General features: G+C 63.2%; 20 protein-coding genes, 1 tRNA gene and 1 pseudogene. 9 read left to right on the top strand and 13 right to left on the bottom strand.

Features of this window, described 5'->3' with window-relative positions; all coding sequences use genetic code 11:
* The first annotated feature begins 81 nt into the window (after nucleotides 1-81).
* Nucleotides 82-933 carry a mechanosensitive ion channel family protein gene (locus tag AC0V7N_RS07620; RefSeq protein ID WP_475456150.1) on the top strand — a complete coding sequence of 284 codons (852 nt, stop codon included), beginning with the start codon at nucleotides 82-84 and terminating at the stop codon, nucleotides 931-933.
* Here the strand turns inward: AC0V7N_RS07620 and AC0V7N_RS07615 are convergent, their stop codons facing one another.
* The 5 genes from AC0V7N_RS07615 to obgE form a co-directional block, all read right to left on the bottom strand.
* Nucleotides 934-2,232, bottom strand: coding sequence for an MFS transporter (locus AC0V7N_RS07615; protein WP_475456148.1), 1,299 nt, complete (start codon nucleotides 2,230-2,232; stop codon nucleotides 934-936).
* Between the two features lie 96 nt (nucleotides 2,233-2,328).
* Nucleotides 2,329-2,916: a nicotinate-nucleotide adenylyltransferase gene (locus tag AC0V7N_RS07610; protein WP_475438585.1), complete on the bottom strand. Its 588-nt coding sequence runs from the start codon at nucleotides 2,914-2,916 to the stop codon at nucleotides 2,329-2,331.
* Nucleotides 2,917-3,167: 251 nt separating this feature from the next.
* Nucleotides 3,168-4,454, bottom strand: coding sequence for a glutamate-5-semialdehyde dehydrogenase (locus tag AC0V7N_RS07605; RefSeq protein ID WP_475456146.1), 1,287 nt, complete (start codon nucleotides 4,452-4,454; stop codon nucleotides 3,168-3,170).
* A gap of 3 nt (nucleotides 4,455-4,457) precedes the next feature.
* Nucleotides 4,458-5,612: a glutamate 5-kinase gene (gene proB, locus AC0V7N_RS07600; RefSeq protein WP_475456144.1), complete on the bottom strand. Its 1,155-nt coding sequence runs from the start codon at nucleotides 5,610-5,612 to the stop codon at nucleotides 4,458-4,460.
* A 4-nt stretch (nucleotides 5,613-5,616) separates the two neighbouring features.
* On the bottom strand, nucleotides 5,617-6,648 hold the full coding sequence (gene obgE / locus AC0V7N_RS07595) for a GTPase ObgE (protein ID WP_475456142.1): 1,032 nt from the start codon (nucleotides 6,646-6,648) through the stop codon (nucleotides 5,617-5,619).
* 132 nt (nucleotides 6,649-6,780) lie between these two features.
* On the opposite strand from obgE, the gene AC0V7N_RS07590 reads away from it, so the two are divergent.
* Nucleotides 6,781-7,650, top strand: coding sequence for an endonuclease/exonuclease/phosphatase family protein (locus tag AC0V7N_RS07590; protein WP_475456140.1), 870 nt, complete (start codon nucleotides 6,781-6,783; stop codon nucleotides 7,648-7,650).
* 7 nt (nucleotides 7,651-7,657) lie between these two features.
* Here the strand turns inward: AC0V7N_RS07590 and AC0V7N_RS07585 are convergent.
* The 4 genes and pseudogenes from AC0V7N_RS07585 to AC0V7N_RS07570 form a co-directional block, all read right to left on the bottom strand.
* Nucleotides 7,658-8,208 (bottom strand): annotated as a pseudogene (locus AC0V7N_RS07585) (GNAT family N-acetyltransferase).
* Nucleotides 8,209-8,211: 3 nt separating this feature from the next.
* The gene (locus AC0V7N_RS07580) at nucleotides 8,212-8,799 is read right to left on the bottom strand and encodes a GNAT family N-acetyltransferase (protein WP_475456138.1); all 588 of its coding nucleotides are present in this window, start codon (nucleotides 8,797-8,799) and stop codon (nucleotides 8,212-8,214) included.
* A gap of 117 nt (nucleotides 8,800-8,916) precedes the next feature.
* On the bottom strand, nucleotides 8,917-9,186 hold the full coding sequence (rpmA, locus tag AC0V7N_RS07575; protein ID WP_010912120.1) for a 50S ribosomal protein L27: 270 nt from the start codon (nucleotides 9,184-9,186) through the stop codon (nucleotides 8,917-8,919).
* A gap of 98 nt (nucleotides 9,187-9,284) precedes the next feature.
* The gene (locus AC0V7N_RS07570) at nucleotides 9,285-9,968 is read right to left on the bottom strand and encodes a 50S ribosomal protein L21 (protein WP_475456136.1); all 684 of its coding nucleotides are present in this window, start codon (nucleotides 9,966-9,968) and stop codon (nucleotides 9,285-9,287) included.
* A gap of 415 nt (nucleotides 9,969-10,383) precedes the next feature.
* Between AC0V7N_RS07570 and AC0V7N_RS07565 the strand changes: the two genes are divergently transcribed.
* The 3 genes from AC0V7N_RS07565 to AC0V7N_RS07555 all read left to right on the top strand — a co-directional run bounded on the left by AC0V7N_RS07565 (nucleotide 10,384) and on the right by AC0V7N_RS07555 (nucleotide 12,116).
* Nucleotides 10,384-10,473, top strand: a tRNA-Ser gene (locus tag AC0V7N_RS07565).
* A gap of 628 nt (nucleotides 10,474-11,101) precedes the next feature.
* A complete protein-coding gene (locus AC0V7N_RS07560) occupies nucleotides 11,102-11,425 on the top strand; it encodes a hypothetical protein (protein WP_475456134.1) in 324 nt (107 codons plus the stop codon).
* A gap of 235 nt (nucleotides 11,426-11,660) precedes the next feature.
* Complete coding sequence (locus AC0V7N_RS07555) at nucleotides 11,661-12,116, top strand: hypothetical protein (RefSeq protein ID WP_475456132.1); 456 nt, start codon at nucleotides 11,661-11,663, stop codon at nucleotides 12,114-12,116.
* A gap of 151 nt (nucleotides 12,117-12,267) precedes the next feature.
* Here the strand turns inward: AC0V7N_RS07555 and AC0V7N_RS07550 are convergent, their stop codons facing one another.
* Entirely contained in the window at nucleotides 12,268-12,870 is a 603-nt protein-coding gene (locus AC0V7N_RS07550) for a hypothetical protein (RefSeq protein ID WP_496627776.1), read from the bottom strand.
* Nucleotides 12,871-13,348: 478 nt separating this feature from the next.
* A complete protein-coding gene (locus tag AC0V7N_RS07545; RefSeq protein WP_475456129.1) occupies nucleotides 13,349-13,612 on the bottom strand; it encodes a PilZ domain-containing protein in 264 nt (87 codons plus the stop codon).
* A 239-nt stretch (nucleotides 13,613-13,851) separates the two neighbouring features.
* On the opposite strand from AC0V7N_RS07545, the gene AC0V7N_RS07540 reads away from it, so the two are divergent.
* Together AC0V7N_RS07540 and AC0V7N_RS07535 are read left to right on the top strand one after the other, a co-directional pair.
* The gene (locus AC0V7N_RS07540) at nucleotides 13,852-14,226 is read left to right on the top strand and encodes a hypothetical protein (protein ID WP_475456127.1); all 375 of its coding nucleotides are present in this window, start codon (nucleotides 13,852-13,854) and stop codon (nucleotides 14,224-14,226) included.
* A gap of 178 nt (nucleotides 14,227-14,404) precedes the next feature.
* Nucleotides 14,405-15,175, top strand: a complete 771-nt coding sequence (locus AC0V7N_RS07535) for an SDR family oxidoreductase (RefSeq protein ID WP_475456125.1) — start codon at nucleotides 14,405-14,407, stop codon at nucleotides 15,173-15,175.
* Between the two features lie 18 nt (nucleotides 15,176-15,193).
* Here the strand turns inward: AC0V7N_RS07535 and recQ are convergent, their stop codons facing one another.
* Nucleotides 15,194-17,029: a DNA helicase RecQ gene (gene recQ / locus AC0V7N_RS07530; protein WP_475456123.1), complete on the bottom strand. Its 1,836-nt coding sequence runs from the start codon at nucleotides 17,027-17,029 to the stop codon at nucleotides 15,194-15,196.
* Between the two features lie 267 nt (nucleotides 17,030-17,296).
* Between recQ and AC0V7N_RS07525 the strand changes: the two genes are divergently transcribed.
* Nucleotides 17,297-18,718, top strand: coding sequence for a coniferyl aldehyde dehydrogenase (locus AC0V7N_RS07525; RefSeq protein ID WP_475456121.1), 1,422 nt, complete (start codon nucleotides 17,297-17,299; stop codon nucleotides 18,716-18,718).
* A gap of 186 nt (nucleotides 18,719-18,904) precedes the next feature.
* A complete protein-coding gene (locus AC0V7N_RS07520) occupies nucleotides 18,905-19,936 on the top strand; it encodes a glycosyltransferase family 9 protein (RefSeq protein ID WP_475456119.1) in 1,032 nt (343 codons plus the stop codon).
* Nucleotides 19,937-20,073: 137 nt separating this feature from the next.
* Here the strand turns inward: AC0V7N_RS07520 and AC0V7N_RS07515 are convergent, their stop codons facing one another.
* A complete protein-coding gene (locus AC0V7N_RS07515; RefSeq protein WP_475456117.1) occupies nucleotides 20,074-20,418 on the bottom strand; it encodes a cupin domain-containing protein in 345 nt (114 codons plus the stop codon).
* Nucleotides 20,419-20,425 lie beyond the last annotated feature (7 nt).

The following is a 20,425-nucleotide window of genomic DNA, read 5'->3' as shown; positions in this document are numbered from 1 at the left end:
GGTCCCGCCGCACCCCCGAAAAGATCGGAACTCAGGCCGCCCACATGGGTTATCGGCTCATCGACCAACCGGGATTCCGCTATGCCGATCGACCCGCAAAATGCTCTTCTCACCGTTCAGGCCAGCCTGGCCCAGCTCAGCACGCTGATCGTTTCGTACTCCTTTTCGGCCATTGGTGCCGTCATCCTGCTTGTCGTCGGCTACATCGTCGCCGGGCTTGCCGAACGCTCCATTTTCGCTGGCCTCGGCCACATCCATGGTTTCGACCAGACGCTGCGGCATTTCTTCTCCAAGATCGTCCGCTACGCCATTTTGGTGCTCGTCGTGATCATGGTGCTCGGCCAGTTCGGGGTGCAGACCGCCTCGATCATTGCGGCGATCGGCGCCATCGGTCTTGCCATCGGCCTGGCGCTGCAAGGCACGCTGCAGAACATCGCCGCCGGCATCATGCTTTTGGCGCTGCGGCCGTTCCGCATCGGCGAGTCCGTCGAGGTCGGATCCATATCAGGTTCGATCGAGGAAATCGGCCTGTTCGCCACCAAGCTCAGGACCGCCGACGGGGTCTACATCCTGGCGCCCAACTCGACGCTGTGGAACCAGCCGGTGCGCAATTTTTCGCGCAATGGCGTGCGCCGCGCCGACATCACGCTCTCGATCGGCTCGTGGAACGACATCGACCGCGCCCAGAAGACGTTGCTTGCCATTGCCGGCGCCGAGAAACGCATCCGTCGCGAACCAGCGCCGATCGCCTTCGTCGCGACCTTGGGCGACAGCACCGTCTCGATCACCTTGCGTTACTGGACATCATCAGCGGATTTCTTCGCCACCCAGACCGATCTGACCAAGCGCGCCAAGCAGGAGTTCGATAGCGAAGGCATATCGATCCCGCTGCCGCCGCCGGACGCACCGGCGCCCGAAGCGCGCCGGCAGTAATCAATCACCCTTATAGCGATCCTGTTCATCCGGGGCATAGGCGAGTTCGACCGGCAGCGGCGCCTGCGCCGTCATCGGCGCGAAGCTGCCGGTCTCGGTGGCAGGCACGGCCTGTGTGGTGAACACGCGCAACAGCACGAACAGGCAGAAGGCGCAGGCAATGACGATTGCCACATAGATGAAGGCCTGCGTGCCGAAGGCGGCCGACAGTGCGGTGACGATGCCCGGCACGATGAAACCCGACAGCGACCAGGCAAACAGAAGCGAGCTGGACAGCGCCACCATGTCGTCCTTGCCGGCACGGTCGGCGGCGTGCGCGCTGGACAGCGAATAAATCGATTCCGACGCGCCGTCCCACAAGACATAGATCACCAGCAGCGCCGGCAGCGCGCCACCATCGAAGCCGAGCGCGAACATGCCTGCCAACGCGGCAATCGCGGATGCCCCGATCAGCACGTAGCGGCGATCGGTGCGGTCGGAAATCCAGCCGAACGGAAGCTGCAGGATCAGCGTGCCGAGCGGCATCACCGATAGCAGCAGCGCCACATCGGCCTGGCTATAGCCCTTGGCGGTGGCATGGATCGGCGCAAAGCCGGCAATCGACATCGACAGGCCGCCGACCGCCAGCATGCCGGCAACGCCGACCGGCGAAATCCGCCAGGCCCGGCGCAGCGCCACCGAGGCCGCCTGCGGCGCCGGCGGCTGCGCCAGCCGTGTCATGCCGACGGGCAGGATCGACAGGGCAGTAAAGACGATGCCGATCAACGGCGCATCCGCGGTTCTGATGTCGACCAGTGCCAGCGTCGCGTAGCCGACGCCCAGCCCGGCGACATAGGCGACGTAGAAGAAAGCCATCACCCGGCCGCGTATGGCATTGGCGATAGCATCGTTCAGCCAGCTCTGGGCGACGATAAACAGGCCGCATATGGCGAAACCGTAGAGGGCGCGGGCGGCGATCCATAAAATTGGATGCGGCCCGGCGCCGACGGCTGCATTGGCCAACGCAATCAGCGCCGACAGCACCATGAAGGCACGGGCATGGCCAACCCGCCGCACCAAGGGTCCGGTCAGGATACAGCCAGCGAGGCCGCCAGCGGACAGGCCGGTGATGATCAGCCCGGCCCAGGTCGGATCGAAGCCTTCGGCGCCGAGGCGGACCGGGATGTAGGCAAACATCAGCCCATTGCCGATGGCGATCAGCGCCATCGACACGATGACGCTGGCAATCGCGATCAGTGGCGTCGGCGCGCTGCCATGCTCTGGGTCGGCTGCGAGTTGGGTTTTGGTTTGAGTTGCCATATCCGGTCAGCATCGCCGATCGGCTGGACAAGCGCCGCTGTAAAAACGACATGGCCGGGCGGCCGAAACGCAGCCACTTCCCGTGGCGGAGAGGCCCTACCCCTTGGCCATTTTCCGGATCGCGCTCGACGACAGCGAGGAGCGCGGGCCGTGGATGAAGGTCCAGGCCGGCGCCTTCATGCGGGCGAGCAGCGGCGCGTCACCTTCATCGATGCGGGCATAGTCGAAGGTCTTGGCGACGACCGATGACAGGAACGACAGTGTCGCGCCCGGCCGGTCGATGACCGCAATCGGGAAGGTCAGCACGATCTCGCGCCAGCGCTGCCAGCGGTGGAAATCGCGCAAACTGTCCGCGCCCATGATCCAGACGAACTCGACGCCGGGATTGCGCGCCTTGACCAGCGCCAGCGTGTCGGCGGTGTAGCGCACATGATGCGCCGCCTCGAAGGCGGTGACCTTGATCTTCGGATTCCTGGCGATCTTCTCCGACAGCTGCAGCCGCTCGGCCAACGGCGCCAATTCGCGCGTGCTCTTCAGCGGATTGCCCGGCGTCACCATCCACCACAACTGGTCGAGCGCCAGACGCCGCAGCGCAATCTCGGCGACCAGCGCATGGCCGGCATGGGGCGGGTTGAACGAGCCGCCGAACAGGCCGACGGCGAGGCCCTTTTCGGCATGCGGCATCTTCAGGTAGCGCGAGGGGACGGTGTGCTCGGGCTGCGAAAGCATGGTGCTAGGCGCCCCCCTCTGTCCTGCCGGACATCTCCCCCTCAAGGGGGGAGATTGGCAACTTCACCGACGGCAGAGACTCTGCAGCGGCAGCGATTGGCGAAACCGGAAACAACAGCCGATCTCCCCCCTTGAGGGGGAGATGCCCGGCAGGACAGAGAGGGGTCCACGCGCACAAGACCCTCAGGCCCTAGCGACGAAAAGCGTCAAGGCCTCACCTGTCCCGACCCGCGCACGCGGTATTTGAACGAGGTCAGCTGCTCGACGCCGACCGGCCCGCGCGCATGCATCTTGCCGGTGGCGATGCCGATCTCGGCGCCCATGCCGAACTCGCCGCCATCGGCAAACTGCGTCGAGGCATTGTGCAGCAGGATCGCCGAATCGATCTCGTTGAAGAACCGCTCCACGGTCTTCGCGTCCTCGGCAATGATCGCCTCGGTGTGATGCGAGGAGAACGTCTCGATATGCTCGATCGCACCATCGATGCCGTCGACCAGCTTCACCGCGATAATGGCGTCGAGATATTCGGTCACCCAGTCGGCATCGGTCGCTGGTTTGGCGTCGAAAAACACTTTCAGCACCTCGGCATCGGCATGGATCTCGCAGCCGGCGGCGCGCAGTGCGTCGAGGATCGGCACCAGATGGGTTGATGCAACCGCACGGTCGACCAGCAGCGTCTCGGCCGCGCCGCAGACGCCGGTGCGCCGCATCTTGGCGTTGACGGCGGTCTTCACTGCCATGTCGAGATCGGCGGAGCGATCGATATAGAGATGGCAGATGCCTTCGAGATGGGCGAAGACCGGCACGCGCGCCTCGCTCTGCACCCGCCCGACCAGGCTTTTGCCGCCGCGCGGGATGATGACGTCGAGCGTGCCGCCGAGGCCCTTCAGCATCTCGCCGACGGCGGCGCGGTCGGTGGTCGGCACCAGCTGGATGGCGTCTTGCGGCAAGCCGGCAGCCTTCAGCCCCTCGACCAGGCAGGCATGGATGGCGGAGGACGAATTGAGCGAGTCCGAGCCGCCGCGCAGGATCACCGGATTGCCGGCCTTGAGACAGAGCGCGCCGGCATCCGCCGTCACATTGGGGCGGCTCTCATAGATGACGCCGACGACGCCGAGCGGCGTGCGCACGCGCTCGATCTGCAAGCCGTTCGGCCGCTCCCATGCAGCGATGACATCGCCGACCGGATCGCGCAATTCAGCGATTTCGCGGATGCCATCAGCCATGGCGCGGATACGAGCCGGATTGAGCTTCAGCCGGTCCATGAAGGATGCGGAAAGCCCGGACTCGTGGCCATTAGACACATCGATGGCATTGGCGTCGAGAATGTCCTGCTCACGGGAAATGATCGCGTCGGCCATGGCAAGGAGCGCAGCGTTCTTGGCGGCGGTGGTGGCGATGGCCAGCGGTCGAGCGGCGGCGCGGGCGCGGCGGCCGATATCGGCCATCAGCGCCACGGTGTCGTCCCCGGATTTTTCATGCAGCTTCAGCATGGCTCATCCTCCGCTTATGTCGCTTCCAGCCCGTACTTGTTCATCGGAATGACTCACCACGAGATCATCGCGGTGGATCATCGCCGAACGCGCTTCGTAACCGAGCACGGTTTCGATCTCGGCCGTCTTCAAGCCTGCGATCCTTACGGCATCGGCGGCATCATAGGCAACCAGCCCGCGCGCGATCTCGCGGCCCTCGGGCGACAGGATCGCCACCGTGTCGCCGCGCGAAAAATTGCCGCTGACCAGCTTCACGCCGGCCGGCAACAGCGATTTTCCCGACGTAAGCGCGCCGACGGCGCCGGCATCGACCGTCAGCCGGCCGGCCGGTTCGAGCTGGCCGGCGATCCAGGTCTTGTAACCCTTGACCGGATTGGTGCTCGGGCGGAAGAAGGTGGCACGCTCGCCGCGTTCGATCGCCATCAGCGGCGACAACCGCGTGCCCGATGTGATGATCATGGCCGTGCCGGCGGCAGTGGCGATCTTGCCGGCATCGAGCTTGGTGCGCATGCCGCCTCGCGACAGCTCGGACGCGGCCGCTCCCGCCATCGCCTCGATATCAGGCGTGATGCGGTCGACAACCGGAATGAATTTGGCTTGCGGGTCACGCGCCGGCGGCGCGGTGTAGAGCCCATCGATGTCGGAGAGCAGGACCAAAAGGTCGGCGCCCATCATCGTCGCCACCCGCGCGGCCAGCCGGTCATTGTCGCCATAGCGGATTTCGGAGGTGGCCACCGTGTCGTTCTCGTTGATGACCGGCACCGCCTTCATCTTCAAAAGCGTCGAGATCGTCGCCCGCGCATTGAGGTAGCGGCGGCGCTCCTCGGTGTCGCCGAGGGTCAAAAGAATCTGGCCCGATTTCAGCGCACCCTTGCCGAGCGCATCCGACCAGGCGCCGGCGAGCGCGATCTGGCCGACAGCGGCGGCGGCCTGGCTTTCCTCGAGTTTGAGCGCCCGCTTGCCCAACCCAAGGATGGTGCGGCCAAGCGCGATGGCGCCGGAGGACACCACGAGGATTTCAGCGCCGCCCTGGGCCAGCACGGCGATGTCGTCGGCAAGCGACGCCAGCCAATCACGCTTCAGGCCACTCGCGCGGTCGACAAGCAACGCCGAGCCGATCTTGACGGTGATGCGCCGGTATTTCCTGAGCGACTGCATGGCCTTACTTTTCCCAGCGCGTCTCGACCACGGGCGCGGCCTCCGCGCGCGCTTCGGCAATCACCCGCATCAGCGCCCGCAGCACCGCCTCGACACCTTCGCCGGTGACAGCGGACAGAAGCATCGGCGCGCGGCCGGCGGCGCGCTTCAGCGAAGCGACCTTCTTCTTGCGCGCATCGGCATCGAGCGTGTCGACCTGGGAAAGCGCCACGATCTCGACCTTGTCGGTCAGGCCGTTGCCATAGGCATCGAGCTCGGCGCGGACGGTCTTGTAGGCCTTGCCCGGATTTTCCTCCTGCGCCGAAACCAGGTGCAGCAGCACGCGCGTGCGCTCGACATGGCCGAGGAAACGGTCGCCGATGCCGACGCCTTCATGCGCGCCTTCGATGAGGCCGGGAATGTCGGCAATGACGAATTCGCGCGCATCGATGCGGGCGACGCCGAGGCCGGGATGCAGCGTCGTGAACGGATAGTCGGCGATTTTCGGCTTGGCCGCGGTGACGGCGGCGAGAAATGTCGACTTGCCGGCATTGGGCAGCCCGACCAGCCCGGCATCGGCGATCAGCTTCAGCCGCAGCCAGATGTTGAGCTCTTCGCCGGGAAGGCCGGGATTGGCGCGGCGCGGCGCCTGGTTGGTCGAGGTCTTGAAATGCTGGTTGCCGAAGCCGCCATTGCCGCCCTTGGCGAGCAGGAAGCGCTGGCCGACCACGGTGAGGTCGCAGATCAGCGTCTCATTGTCTTCCTCGAACACTTGCGTTCCGGCCGGCACCTTCAGCGTGACGTCGGCACCCTTGGCGCCGGTCATGTTGCGGCCCATGCCGTGAACGCCGGTCTTGGCCTTGAAATGCTGCTGGTAGCGATAGTCGATCAGCGTGTTCAGGCCGTTCACCGCTTCCAGCCAGACATCGCCGCCACGGCCGCCATCGCCGCCGTCCGGCCCGCCAAACTCGATGAATTTCTCGCGCCGGAACGACACCGAACCGGCGCCCCCGTCACCAGAGCGGACATAGACCTTGGCTTGATCGAGAAATTTCATGGGATTGCAGTTTCTTTTATTGGCCTTGCGGCATTGCTCTAAACCTTGGGCCTTGCTCTAAACCAAGGCGCGGCCAAGGGCGAGGCCGTTTTGTGACAATGGCCGCTTGGGGTCGGCCGGAGAAATGTTGGTATGAAGCTTGTAACCTACAACATCCAGTACGGCATCGGTCTTGATGGGCAGTACGATGTCGGGCGGATCACTGATGCCGTGCGCGGCGCCGACGTGATCGCGCTGCAGGAGGTCACCCGCAACAATCCGAGAAACGGCAGCCGTGACATGGTCGCCGAGATCGGCGAGGCGCTGCCCGACTATTTCGCCGTCTACGGCAGCAATTTCGAGGCCAATATCGGCTCGCGCATCGAGAACGGCCGCGCCATCACCACGACCTTCCAGCTCGGCAACATGATGCTGTCGAAAACGCCCATTCATCTGTCGCGCAACCTGCTTTTGCCGCGCAGCCGCAGTTTCGAGATGATGAACTTCCAGCGCGGCGCGCTGGAGGCACTGATCGAGACGCCGCTTGGCTTCATCCGCTTCTATTCCATCCATCTCGATCACCGCAGTCCGGTCGAACGCGCCAGCCAGATCCAGTTCCTGCGCCGGCGCCTGTTGAACTATGCGCTTGAGGGCGGCGCGCTGTCCGGCGTCGCCGAGATCGGCCTGCCGGAATTGCCGCACCCCGAGGCGTTTGTGGCCTTGGGCGATTTCAACATGCTGGCCGGCTCGCCCGAATATGTCGAACTCGCCGGCCGGCCGGACCATCAATTCGGCATGCCGCTGACCGCCGACTTCGCCGTCGATGCCGCTGTGCGCCTGAACGTCACCGGCGACGATCTCGTCAGCTGGGTCGATCCCAAGGACCCTGCCAACGCCGGCCGCCACAAGCGCATCGACTACGTCTTCACCAGCGCCTCGCTTGCCCGATCGCTGCAGCGCCTGTGGGTCGACGACAAGGCAACCGGTTCGGACCATCTGCCGGTGTGGGCCGAACTGGGCTGATGGCTCTTCATCCGGCTGCGTTTTCGCGTTCGACGATCGCCATCATGATCGCATCGCGATATTCCCCATCGATATAGACCGCGTCGCGCTGCACTCCCTCCCTGACAAATCCGACCTTGTCGTAAAGCGTGATGGCGCGGGCATTGTCGGAATGCACGAAAAGCTCGATACGGACAAAGCCGTCCTTGCGCGCTGGCGCCACGGTTGCATTGATGAGCTTCCGTCCAGGCCACGCCCCCGATAAGACGGGACAATGCCCATCCCAAGCATGCCGCGATGAGCGTGTATGGGCCGATCATGGCGAGTGATGTCGCACCAGCCGACAACCTCGCCACGAACAGCTGCTACATAGCCTGGATCGCCTCTTGCGATTCGGTCCATCACAAATCTTCTGGCTTGATCCAGCGGCGGCGCCTCAAGAAAGGACAAGTACTTTCGCTCACGCGAAACGACATCCAGCGCGTGATGAAAGCTTTCGATATGCCCAAGTGCTAGCGGCACGATCTCGACCGATTCAATATCGCTGCTGTCATCAACCATTGGCTTCACCGGCGCCATGCATCAGAAATGAACCCAGTTCCTGAGGCTGATCCACGTCTTCCTGTCGAGCCTGTAGCGTTCGACCGGCACCTGGCCGGCGACGATCGAGTTCAGCATGCCCTGGCCGGCATACTGGAAGCCGCACTTGTGGATCACCCGGCGCGAGGCCGGATTGATGACCCGCGTCGAGGCATGCAGCACCTGGACCGATGTCTTCTGGAAGGCGAGGTCGACCAGCGCGTGGGCGGCTTCCGTCGCATAGCCGCGCTTCCAGTGGGGTTCGCCGATCCAGTAGCCGAGCTCCAGCCCGCGATCGGTGGTGTTCAAGCCCGCGCAGCCGACGAAGGTGTCGGTGCCGGCCAGCGTCAGCGCATAGACAATGCCGGCGCGGCGCGACTTGGTCATGGCCAGGAAGGCCCGCGCCTCGGCCTCGCCATAGGGGTGCGGCATGCGCGCCAGCATTTCGGCGACATGGCGGTTGTCGGCAAGCTCGACCAGTTGCGCGATGTCGCTTTCGCGCGGCGCCCGCATCACCAGCCGCTCGGTGACCAGCACCGGGCAGTCTATCGCGTAACTTTCGTCTTCTGAGTCTCCCGCTTCGGCAACCATTTGCAGTCCTCCAGGCAAAGAAAAAGGGAGATGGAAACCCATCTCCCCTGATCCTTTTCCTGGCTTTGCCAGACACCGGTCCCCGAGATGGGCGCCGGTGTTCTAGTGCGGAACCGGCTACTCCGCGGCTTTGGTAATCGGGTTGACCGATACGTAGGTTCGGCCATTGGCTTTTTTGTTGAACGTCACGGCGCCGGATTCGAGCGCGAAAAGGGTGTGGTCCGTGCCCATGCCGACATTGACGCCGGGATGCCAGGTCGTGCCGCGTTGACGAATGATGATGTTGCCCGGGATGACGGCTTCGCCGCCGAACTTCTTCACGCCCAGACGCTTGGAATGCGAGTCGCGACCGTTGCGCGACGAGCCGCCAGCTTTCTTGTGTGCCATCTAACTAACTCCGTTGCGCCGCAAGGCGCCTAAAAGGCCTTATGAACGCGTTCGCGTTCCGTTTCAAGTCCGATCCGGCGACCTGATCGCCGGAAAAATTACTTCTTCGCCAGTTCCTTGGCCTGTTCGCGCCAGTCCTTGATCTGGTCGGGGCTGAACGGCATGTGCTCGTCGATCTTGGCGACATCCTTGTCGGTCAGCTTGGCCAGCTGCGCGAAGGTGATGATGCCCTGCTCGGCGAGATCCTTGGCGGCGACCGGGCCGATGCCCTTGATCACGGTCAGGTCGTCCGGCTCGCCCTTCGGCGCCTTGAACAACGGTGCGGCGGCCGTCTCGGCCGTCACTTCTGCCTTGGGGGCAGCTTCCTTCTTGGCCTTGGCCTCCTTCGGCGCGGCTTCGGCCTTCGCCTCGGCAGAAACCTCAGCCTTGGCTTCCGCCTTCACGGCGGCCTTCTTGGCCGGCTTGGCGCCACCCAGCAGGATCTCGGCGATCCGCACGGTGGTCAGAAGCTGGCGATGGCCGATCTTGCGGCGCGAATTCTGGCGGCGGCGCTTCTTGAAAGCGATGACCGTGCGGTTCTTGCCCTGCTCGACGACTTCGGCGGTGACCAGAGCGCCATCGACGAACGGCGCACCGAACGTGACATTCTCGCCCTCGCCATGCGCGAGCACGTGGCCGATTTCGACGATATCGCCAACATTGGCTTCGACTTTTTCGATCTTCAGGAGATCGTTGGCGGCAACGCGATACTGCTTACCGCCCGTTTTAATGACTGCGAACATTTTTTGCCTTTCGCTGTTCGGTCGGCCTCGATGAACCGCCTGAGGCGGTTCGGCCGTCTTTTTGTCAGTCTGCGGGTTCAAAAAACAAGCGGCGTGGAAGAACCCTCCACGCCGATTGCGCGCTGTCCCTAACCGAAGGTTCGCTGTGAGTCAAGGCAAACAGCCGTTGCCGAGACTGTTATTGGCCGGCAAAGACCGGGCGTGTCAACATGACTGCCCAGCGTTACCGTCGCCTGGCGACGACAATGCATGGCTGGCCGTGAAACTGTATGGGATCGACCGATAACACCGCCTTGAATCCGCTGCTTGCCCGGCAGGCCAGATGACATGCCAAATATCGGTGGATTTGGCCTTGTAACCTGCCCGTTCAGCCGTTATCTAGTGCGCCGCGCCGGCAACGGCCGACCATGACCGCGGAGAGGTGGCAGAGTGGTCGAATGCACCGCACTCGAAATGCGGCATGGGTGCAAGCCCATCGGGGGTTCGAATCCCTCCCTCTCCGCCATTCCGCTAATCGCACCCCACCGTCCACAGTCGTCCAGCATCGTCCAGAATTCCCAGCGATTCCGGGCTTTTAAGCCGGTAGTGGCCGTCCGATAGTGATGCGGCCTCGTACGCGGCCCTGTGGCGGCGGGAAGGCCCGAATCGGTCGTTGATGCTTGGAGGTAGCGGACGGTTTAGCGGCCGACTAGACTGGGGCTACTGGGGCCAATATCCGCCTCAACGGGAGAACGGCTCTTGGTACAACGCGACATCGAGATTGGTGATGCGATTGCTTGCCGCGATCAGACTACCGGGCAGGCAGGCGTTCTGCACGTGGAGGCAGATCGCGTTTGGGCAGAATTCGTTGGATTCAGTAGCCGGCCGAACGTCAACGCGGAAGCACCTATCTACCTGCATACAGCGAAGGCATGGGTTGTATCTCTCTTCCGCAATGTTGAGTTCGGTCCCACGGGACCGTTCTGGCGGCGCGGTGAGGTGGGGCATGTCTACCACCAACGCATTGTCGCAAACCTTGCCATCTCGGGCGAGACTGCATGGGCTGCTGGTAGCCGGGCTCGATCAGTGTCGTTTCGCGTTGGACCCGATAGTGATTTCCTGTGGCCAAAGATCGGGCGCGGGAGATCGCGGACTTGTCGGTCGATGACATGCCGGATCGAACAATCTTCGAAATGAACATAGCGGGCGGCAAACTCACTCTGGACTTTGCACTGTTGGGTGATCCCATACGAGATAAGTGGACCCCGACCGAGCCGTGGTTGGCGCTTCATTTCGATGAGGGTGCGGAGCCGGACGAGTGCATCGATCAGGTGATGTATTTGGTATCGCTATTCTCGCTTCTAAGCTGGCGCGACCTACGCATCGAGGAGATGACTATCAGGCACATGGATGCGCCTCCCAAGACTCATTCGCATCGTGTGTTATTGGCAGGACCAGCGGACATCGGGACAGCATAGCGGCAATCCTATCGCTATCTCGGTGGACAATGAGGCGGATCGCGATGCGTTTCAGTCTGTCCTGCGCGTCTGGCTTGAGCGCCAAAGTGGCTGGGATGGATCTACTGGGCTGATGCTGGCCGCATTGAGGCGCTTTAGCAGCGTTACCGCTGAGCGGGCTCTCGATGCATGCCGATGGTATGAGGTTATAGAGCGAGCAGCGCCCGGAGACCGGAACGACGAACGACCTTCCAAGATGGAAGAAGTCGTTAACGCAGCTGTCGCGAAGGCGAGGGAGTGCAATCTCGAAGAATATGAAAGCTGGATCAAAGGCCAGCTACGGAGCGTGCGGGGCGAGCCTCGCAAGATGCGGGTCAGCAGATTGGCCAAGGGGATCAATGAGTGGTTCGGCGATGACCTCTTCGATGAGACCGGCATCGAGATGATCATGGCAGCATATGCGGCACGCCACAGGACAGGCCACGGTACGCTTGGTCCTATAGGAGAAACTGGCGTCCGTGAACTTTGGGGTAACATCGTCGCGATGGAGACATTCTGCACCCTGAGAACCACCGCAGACCTGCCGCTGTCAGACGGTGGCTTGAAGTGGCTCAGGACGCATCCCCTTATCCGAGCGTTCAAGGAGTTGCGCAAAGAGAGGACGGCGGCGGATCAAGGCAAGGAAACTGATGCCCTTGGTCTGTGGGATTAGTTCATGGGCGAATAGGCAGTGTCTGTGACAGTGGCCGTGCCGGCCGCACACGCGGCCATGTGACGGCGAGAAGGCCGGGACGTGTACGCTTGGAAAGCTGGGGTCGAAGGTAACGGAAGGTTAGACCCCGCCGTGACCTTCTGCGGGGGAGTCAGAAGCGGCTTCTGATCTCCTCTAGCTCGACACGGATGCCAAGCAACTCGTAGCGCTCCTTGTAGATCGGCTGCATCACGAACAGAATCCACAGGCCGACTTGGCCGACAGTCTTCAGGGCGAAGTCGAGGGGCAGGCCGTCACCCTGCAGATAGACCGTGTCGAAATGGACGTTCCCACTGTCCCTGCGGATAGCGGAGTTCAACGAGAAGCCCTGCTCGTTTGGGTGCGCGCCGAAGTCGATCAGCCGCTCGTAGAGTTGCTCTAAGTGCTCCCCCAGCCTCTTCGCTTGCCCGGTGATGTAGGTCTTGATCTTGCCGTACTGAAACTCGTCGCGAACCACCTTCTTCGCCGCAGCATTGTCATTCCGATTCATCCACCGCTTCCATCGCTCCTCGTCACCGCCGATGTAGAAGCCGTAGGCAGCATGCTCCAAGCAGAGCCGCATCTGCCCCTGCGCCTCGTAGAGCTGTCCCGCCATGACTGCGCCGACTGCTGCTCGGTAGGCAGCGTGCGCCCGCAGCATGAACGTCATCGGCACAAAGGGCTTCGGGTTGATCGCGCCATTCAACAGCTTCAGCAGCAACCCGTCGATCTTCATAAGGTCGGCCACCCTCTCGGGCTTGTTGGCGAAGGTCGCGATCTGATTATCCCGATAGTTGTCAAGGTATACAGTCAGCGGGTCGTCGCCCAGCCACTGGGGACGGGCTTCGTCTGCATCTTGCTCTGGACGGCGCGGACGGTGGTGGTGGTCATGCGGCCTATTTAACCGAGTCGCGCCCCCCGGCACCAACGTTCCCGCCGGCCTCCTGATGGCGCACGTGGCCGCAGTCCGTGCAATAGGTATGTGCTGACGTATGTGCCGGCAAACTACCCACCTCAACCCCGCAGAACTCCGGGCTTGTGTCCTGACTCCCTCTCCGCCACTCTTACGACGGAAGCTACGAAGTAGCGTAGGGGGATCTGCTTCACCGGTCACTTCCCGCACAGCCTTCAACAGCACTCATGCAGGGTCATGACGCGATAAGTTCGGCCAGTTGCCTAGGTTCTGGCGTCCGGTTCGCCAACGGCATCCTGCTTCAATAGATCTGTACGCCAAGCCGCTCGTTCTTCCTCCACCGCACCACGGCACGATATTCGACACCATCCGCATGGACGTGCAGGACGAACCGTTCGGGAACAACCACGCCCGGCTCCACCCGTAGCTCCGCACCATGAGCGTGCTGATTTCTGACGGAGCAAGCGATTGTCATATCCTCGGTGATAATGGTTCCATCCTTTAGAACGGCCGTCCTGGGATGTGAGCGTCTTTCGATTGGTGGATCATCGGGGTTGCCGCTCATCTTGTCATTCCTCCCGAAAATCGTGCAGCGAAGCGCATGAACTGACCGCGACAATCGCGGTTCAATTAGCATGCGCTAAAATGGTTCCGAAACTTTTACGGAGGCGGCGGCTCTGGAGACCTCGGAACGGGTGACGCCTCCGATGACCATCCGGATTCAGGCCACCGCGCCTAGTGGCAATGACAACGGATCTCTAAGCCTTCGCTGCTATTGCTTGCCGGCGGACGGAGTTCCCGGCAGTGACCCAGCGCGCGTTCATAACCTTGCTTATCCTGCTGGCGGTGGCCGTCGCACTGTCGGCGACAGCGTTTCCTGGCTCGATGATCGGCTTCCTGTTCGCGATCACGGGAGTTTTCTTCGTGGCGGTACCGGGAGCCGCCATCGGCGATGCGCTCAAACACGGCGGCATCCCGGTAACCGGCGAACAGCTCCTGTGGGCGCTGGCCGGCCTCTATGCCTTGCTGGCTCTTGGCGCCGCCGTGCAGGCATGGTTGAGGCTCCGGCGAAGTGATTTCGATGGAGCCCGATCGGCAGGGCTGCGCCTGGCACTCCTGCTGGCGCTGCCGCTGATTGCCTGGCTGTCGGTCAATTCCATGCAACATGCCTGGCCATGAGGGTTGGCCTGGGCTGCCGCGCTTTATCGGAAAATCGACCGCTGGCCGACTTTGAGCCATTCATTTTCGGGGCGCCCGCGCATTAAGTTTATTTTCACCGGCTTCGATGGAACACTAAGCTGAGCCGCCGATTGCCGCATGGGGTCGGTGTTGCCGTCCTATGCGCATAGAGGCCAGCTTGAGCATTTTCGAAAGATTTTCCCTGCAGGGACGCGTGGCGCTGATCACCGGCGGCGGACGAGGCCTCGGTTTCGAGATTGCGCGCGCCTTTGCCGAAGCCGGAGCCCATGTCGTGGTGACCGGACGCACCGCCGCGACGCTCGACGGCGCTGTCTCCGCCATCACCGGAAATGGCGGCAGTGCGCAGGCGGCGGTCTTCGACGTGGCCGATATCGGGGCGGGCCGCGCAATGATCGCCGAGATCAGCAAGACCAAAGGCCGGCTCGATATCCTCGTCAACAATGTCGGCGCCCGCGACAGGCGGCCACTGGCTGCGTTCAACGACGACGACATCCTCGATCTGATCAGGACGGATCTTTTGTCGGCGATCTCACTGTCGCGCGATGCGGCGGAGATCATGAAGGCCCAGGGCCATGGCCGGCTGATCGCAGTGACTTCGATCGTCGGTGAGATGGCGCGGCCCGGCGACGCCATCTATCCCGCCGCCAAGCAGGGGCTGACCGGGCTGATGCGCAGCATGGCCGTCGAATATGGCGCCCATGGCGTGACCAGCAACGCCATCGCGCCGGGAATGTTTGCCACCGAGACCAATGCCGCGATGGCGGCAAACCCCGATCTGGTTGCCTTCGCCCGCCAGCGGGTCCCGCTGCAGCGCTGGGGCCGGCCGCAGGAGATCGCCGGCGCCGCGCTTTTCCTCGCCAGCGACGCGGCCTCCTTCGTCAACGGACATGTCCTGACCGTCGATGGCGGCATGTCGATACAGATGTGACGATTGCGCGGGCGGTCTTCAGGCCGATCCGTTGGGTTGATGCGTGGCAATCGCCTTCAGAAAAATTGCCCCGAACTCCTTGAGCTTCGCCCCTCCGACACCATTCACTTCGGCGAAAGCATCAAGGTCACGTGGACGCCGTTCGGCCATGTCGATCAGCGTGCGGTCGGAGAACACCACATAGGCCGGCACCTGACGCTCCTTGGCCAGCCGCAGCCGCAGTGATTTGAGCGTGGCCAGCAGCGAAGCATCGACGCCTTCGGCACCAGAAGCCTCGGCCGCTCGCATCTTGCGCAAGGCACGGCTGCGCATCTCGACACGGTAGTGGAACGGGATCTCGCCGCGGCCAAGCGCATGCCCCTTCTCCGCAATGGCGAGCCCGCCATGGCCGCTCGGGTCCGGCTCCAGGAAACCGTTCGCGACCAGCTGCCGGATCAGCGACATCCAGAAATCCTTCTTCTGCGCCGCGCCACTGCCGAAGCAGGCGAGCCTCTGATGGCTCCTGGCCAGCACCTTTTCGGTTTCATGGCCGAGCAGGATGTCGATGACATGGGCGGCGCCGAAGCGCTCGCCGCTCTGGGCGACGGCCACCAGGATGATGCGCGCCTCGGCCGCACCATCGGCGCGCGGCACCTGGTCGAGGCAGTTGTCGCAATTGCCGCAAGGCTGCGCCTCCTCGCCGAAATAGCCAAGCAGCACCTGACGGCGGCACTGCGCCGTCTCGCAATAGCCGATCAAGGTGTTGAGTCGCTGATGCGATCGTTTTTTGTGCTCGGCCGATGCATCCTCGTCGTCGATGAACAGCCGCCGCATGCGGATATCGCCGAGGCCAAACAGCATATGCGCCTCGGCATCCCGCCCATCGCGGCCGGCACGCCCGATTTCCTGATAATAGGCCTCCAGACTGCCTGGCATGTCGGTGTGGAAGACATAGGCGACGTCGGGCTTGTCGATGCCCATGCCGAAGGCGATGGTCGCCACCATGACGACGCCTGACAGCGTCATGAAAGCGTTTTGATTCGCCTCACGCGCCTCCTTGCTCATGCCGGCATGATAAGCGAGCGCGGTGACGCCGTTCTTCTCGAGGAAGGCCGCCATCTCCTCCGTCTTCTTGCGCGACAGGCAGTAGACAATGCCGCTCTTGCCGGCGTGACGCTCGATGAAACGCAGCAATTGCCGCTTGCTGTCCTGCTTGGATTCGATCGCCAGCTTGATGTTGGGCCGGTCGAAACCCAGCACCAGCGTTTCGACCTGCTCGGCGAACAGCCGGGCGGCGATGTCGCTGCGCGTGCTCTCGTCCGCCGTCGCCGTCACCGCGATGATCGGCGCGTTGGGGAAGATGTGCCGCAACCGCGACAGGTCTTCATATTCGGGCCGGAACGCCGGCCCCCATTGCGAGATGCAATGCGCCTCGTCGATGGCGATCAGGCTGACGTCGAGCCTCGACAACGCCTCGAGCATGCGCTCGGTCATCAGCCGCTCCGGCGCCAGGTAAAGCAGCCGCGTCTGGCCGGAAGCCACGCGCCGCCAGGCCGCGACATTGGCCTCGCGGTCGATCGAGGAATTGATCGTATCGGCGCCAACCCCCGCCAGCCGCAAAGCCGCGACCTGATCCTGCATCAGCGCCACCAGCGGCGAAACGACGAGGGTGAGCCCGCCTAGAACCAGCGCCGGCACCTGGTAGCAGAGCGATTTGCCCGCACCCGTCGGCATCACGGCCAACACATGGCGCCCGCCGAGCAGCGCGTCCATGACATCGGCCTGGCCAGGGCGGAAATCGTCGAAGCCGAACACGTCCTTCAGGACGCGCCGCTTGGGATCCTCGGCCCGAAGGCTCGCTGTCTGTGCCGACATCAGACGGACACCGGACGGGAAGCGATTTTGCGTGGATTGGAGAGGATGTGGAAACCGGTCAAGAGACTCTCCGCGTGATGCTTCGGAGTAGCGCAGCTGTCCTCGGAACACAACCGGAACGATCACTCCATGTTGGTGGTAGAAGAATTTGCGAACTGATTGGCCGTGCCTAACCAAGGCTCACCTTCCCCGGCGACACCTGCACCCCCGCTGGATTCCTTCACGCGCTAGGATGTAAGCTTGGCCAGACGAGCCAGGGAGGGCACGATGCTGCAGGTGAGACAGGACGTCCTCGGCGAACGGTTCCAGCTGCAGCGCGCCGCCTTCGAGAAGCAGCCCTTTCCGGACCTCAGCGTTCGGAAGGACCGCCTGAAGCGCCTGCTGGCGCTGACCGAGCGGCATGAGGCGGACATTTGCGCCGCGATCAATGCCGACTTCGGCAGCCGCTCGACACACGAGACGCGCCTTGCCGAGCTGTTTGTCGTGCGTGCCGGCATCCGCCACACGCTGTCCCACCTGAAAGGCTGGATGCGGGAGCGTCGTGTCGCCACCACCTTGCCGTTCCTGCCGGGCCGCAATCGCCTCTTGCCGCAGCCGCTTGGTGTCGTCGGCATCGTCTCGCCGTGGAATTACCCGTTCCAGCTCGCCGTCGCGCCGGTCACGGCAGCGCTTGCCGCTGGCAATCGCGTGCTGGTCAAGCCGTCCGAACTGACACCGGCTTTCTCGGAGCTGCTCGCAAAACTCGCCAGCGAGCATTTTTCGCTCGACGAGTTGAGCGTCATCACCGGGGATGCCGAGATGGGCAAGGCCTTCGTGTCGATGCCATTCGATCATCTGCTGTTCACCGGTTCGACAGCTGTCGGCCGCCATGTCGCGATGGCCGCTGCCGCCAACCTGACCCCGGTCACGCTCGAGCTCGGCGGCAAGTCGCCGGCGATCTTCGACCCCTCCTGCGATCTCGATGCGGCAATAGCCAGCATCGCCTACGGCAAACTGCTCAATGCCGGGCAGACCTGTATCGCACCGGACTATCTGTTGGTGCCCAAAGGACAGGCCGGTACGGTTGCCGCCAAGCTCGCAACCGCGGTGGCGCGGCTCTACCCGACGCTCCGCGACAATCCCGACTATACCGCCATCATCAGCGACCGGCACTTTCAGCGGCTGCGCGCCATGATCGCGGAAGCCCGCGATGCCGGCGCCGATGTCACCGAAATCAACCCGGCCGGCGAAGAATTCGGCACCACGAGCCGGAAGCTGTTGCCGACCTTGGTCCGCAATGCCGGGCCGGACCTGCGGCTGATGCGCGAAGAGATTTTCGGCCCGGTGCTGCCGATCGTCGAATACGCCACCGTCGACGACGCTATCGACCATGTGAACCGGGCGGACCGGCCACTGGCGCTCTACTGGTTCGGCAACGACAGCGGCAACCGCCAGCGCATCCTGCGCGAGACCGTCGCCGGTGGCGTCACCATCAACGACTGCATGCTGCATCTGGTGCAGGAGAACCAGCCTTTCGGCGGTGTCGGCGCCAGCGGCATGGGCGCATATCACGGTGAATGGGGCTTCCGCACTTTCAGCAAGGAGAAGCCGGTTTTCCTGCAGTCGCGCCTGAGCGCCGGCGCCCTGCTGCGCCCGCCCTACGGCAAGACGTTCGAGCGGCTCTTCGGCCTGCTCCGGCACATCACCTGACCAACGTCGCCGCCTCAATGCCGAAATGACGAGGCGGGGCGGCGGCCATGTGGTTCTGTACCGCCCGCATTATTACCTTTGGCGCATATTCCCTCTGGATTCAGCGGGAATTTGCTGTCTTCTAGGGTCATCTTCTCAGAAGCTGGCTCCCCTCTCGACGCCATACCCTAACGGATCCGCCTGGCCATGGATTTGCCCGCGCCGCTGCTGATTTTCTACGTCCGCAACGACGCCCTCGGCGACGGGTTGCTGAGGATACCGGCCTTGCGGGCGGCAAGAACGGCCTTTCCGCGAAGCCATATCGTCTATGGCTGCCAGGGCAAGTCTTCGCTCATGGGCATGTTGCACAAGCATGCCGCTCCCCTGGTCGACGACTTCAGGATGAAGCCGCTTGCCGACATTCTCGCTGAATTCGCACAGCCTGGCAGACAGAAGACGGTCGTCGACTTCCGGACGGGCGTCCCCGGCCTGATGGTGACCGGATTGCAGCTTCTCGGCCGCGGCGTTCACTACGAACCCAATTTTGCCGGCTATCTGCTGTCGCTGCGTTGGGGCACCAGATGGACCTTGCGGCCCGAACACAATGCCTGGCGCTACCATCGGCTGATCGAACGCCTGGTCGGCCGGCACTTGCCATTCGACCACAGGCTCGATGTTCCGCACTCCGCCCGGACCCTGGCGCGCCGGCTCGTCGGCGCCGACAACCGTCCGCTGATCCTGCTTGGCGGCAACGCCAGGGGCAACAAATTCATGAGCGAGGACCAGATATCAGCCATATCAGGAAACCTCATCGATGCCGGCTACCGGGTGCTGTATCTGGTCACCCCGGGCAAAGGACCGACGCCACAGAGCCTGGCCGCCAGGGAAAGCCGGCTCGCGATGATCGGTCCTGATCTTGGGCTCGATGTCGAGGCATTCGGTGACCTGCTGCTGGCACTCGGCGAGGTGGCTGCCGCCTATGTCGGCATGGAAGGCGGCCTGGGGCATTTGTTCGCCACGGTCATGACACCGACGGTGATCGTCAACAACGGCGCCAATCTGGAGCGGTGGCGGCCGCTGTCGAACATGGTCGAGGTGGTGACGGCGCCGAGACGCGGACGGAGGGCTAACGTCGCAGACACACCGGTCGAGGCCATTCTCGAGGCCACGCATCGCTTGCTTGCCGCTGGCCGCCGGGACCATGCGGACGCTCGCGCATTAAGTTTATCTTCACCATGATCCGGCAGGTTTCCGATCCTGCGGTGATGTTTTGAGTACCGCGGCGCGACAAGCGCCCAGGCAATAAACCCGCGCCTTCTCTTGAGGCGCGGGTTTTTCATTTTCGGAGATGGTCGCAAAATTGGCAGCGGCTTACCTTAGGTGAGGAAATCAACCCGGTGCGGCGTAAAACTGTCGACCAGCCGCCCCGCTTCCAGCGCCTTGACGCCGTGCACCAGACCGGACGGCACGATGAAGCTGCCGCCGGTTTCAAGGACTTCCATCCGGCCGTCGATGGTCACTTCGAAACGGCCCTCGGCGACATAGCTTGACTGGACATGCGGATGCGAATGCAGGACGCCGACACCGCCCTTGTCGAAACCGAATTCGACCAGCATCAATTCATCGGTGGAGAGGAGAACCCGCCGCCTGTTGCCGTCAGGCGTCGGCGTCCAGTCGCCCTCGCCGGCGTGGGCGAAAATCTTCGGCTTCGTCGTTGTCATCGTCATC

It is taken from the genome of Mesorhizobium kamtschaticum (genome assembly GCF_056174585.1).
The sequence above is the reverse complement of the archived record's forward strand: the minus strand, read 5'-3'. Positions and strand labels throughout refer to the sequence as shown.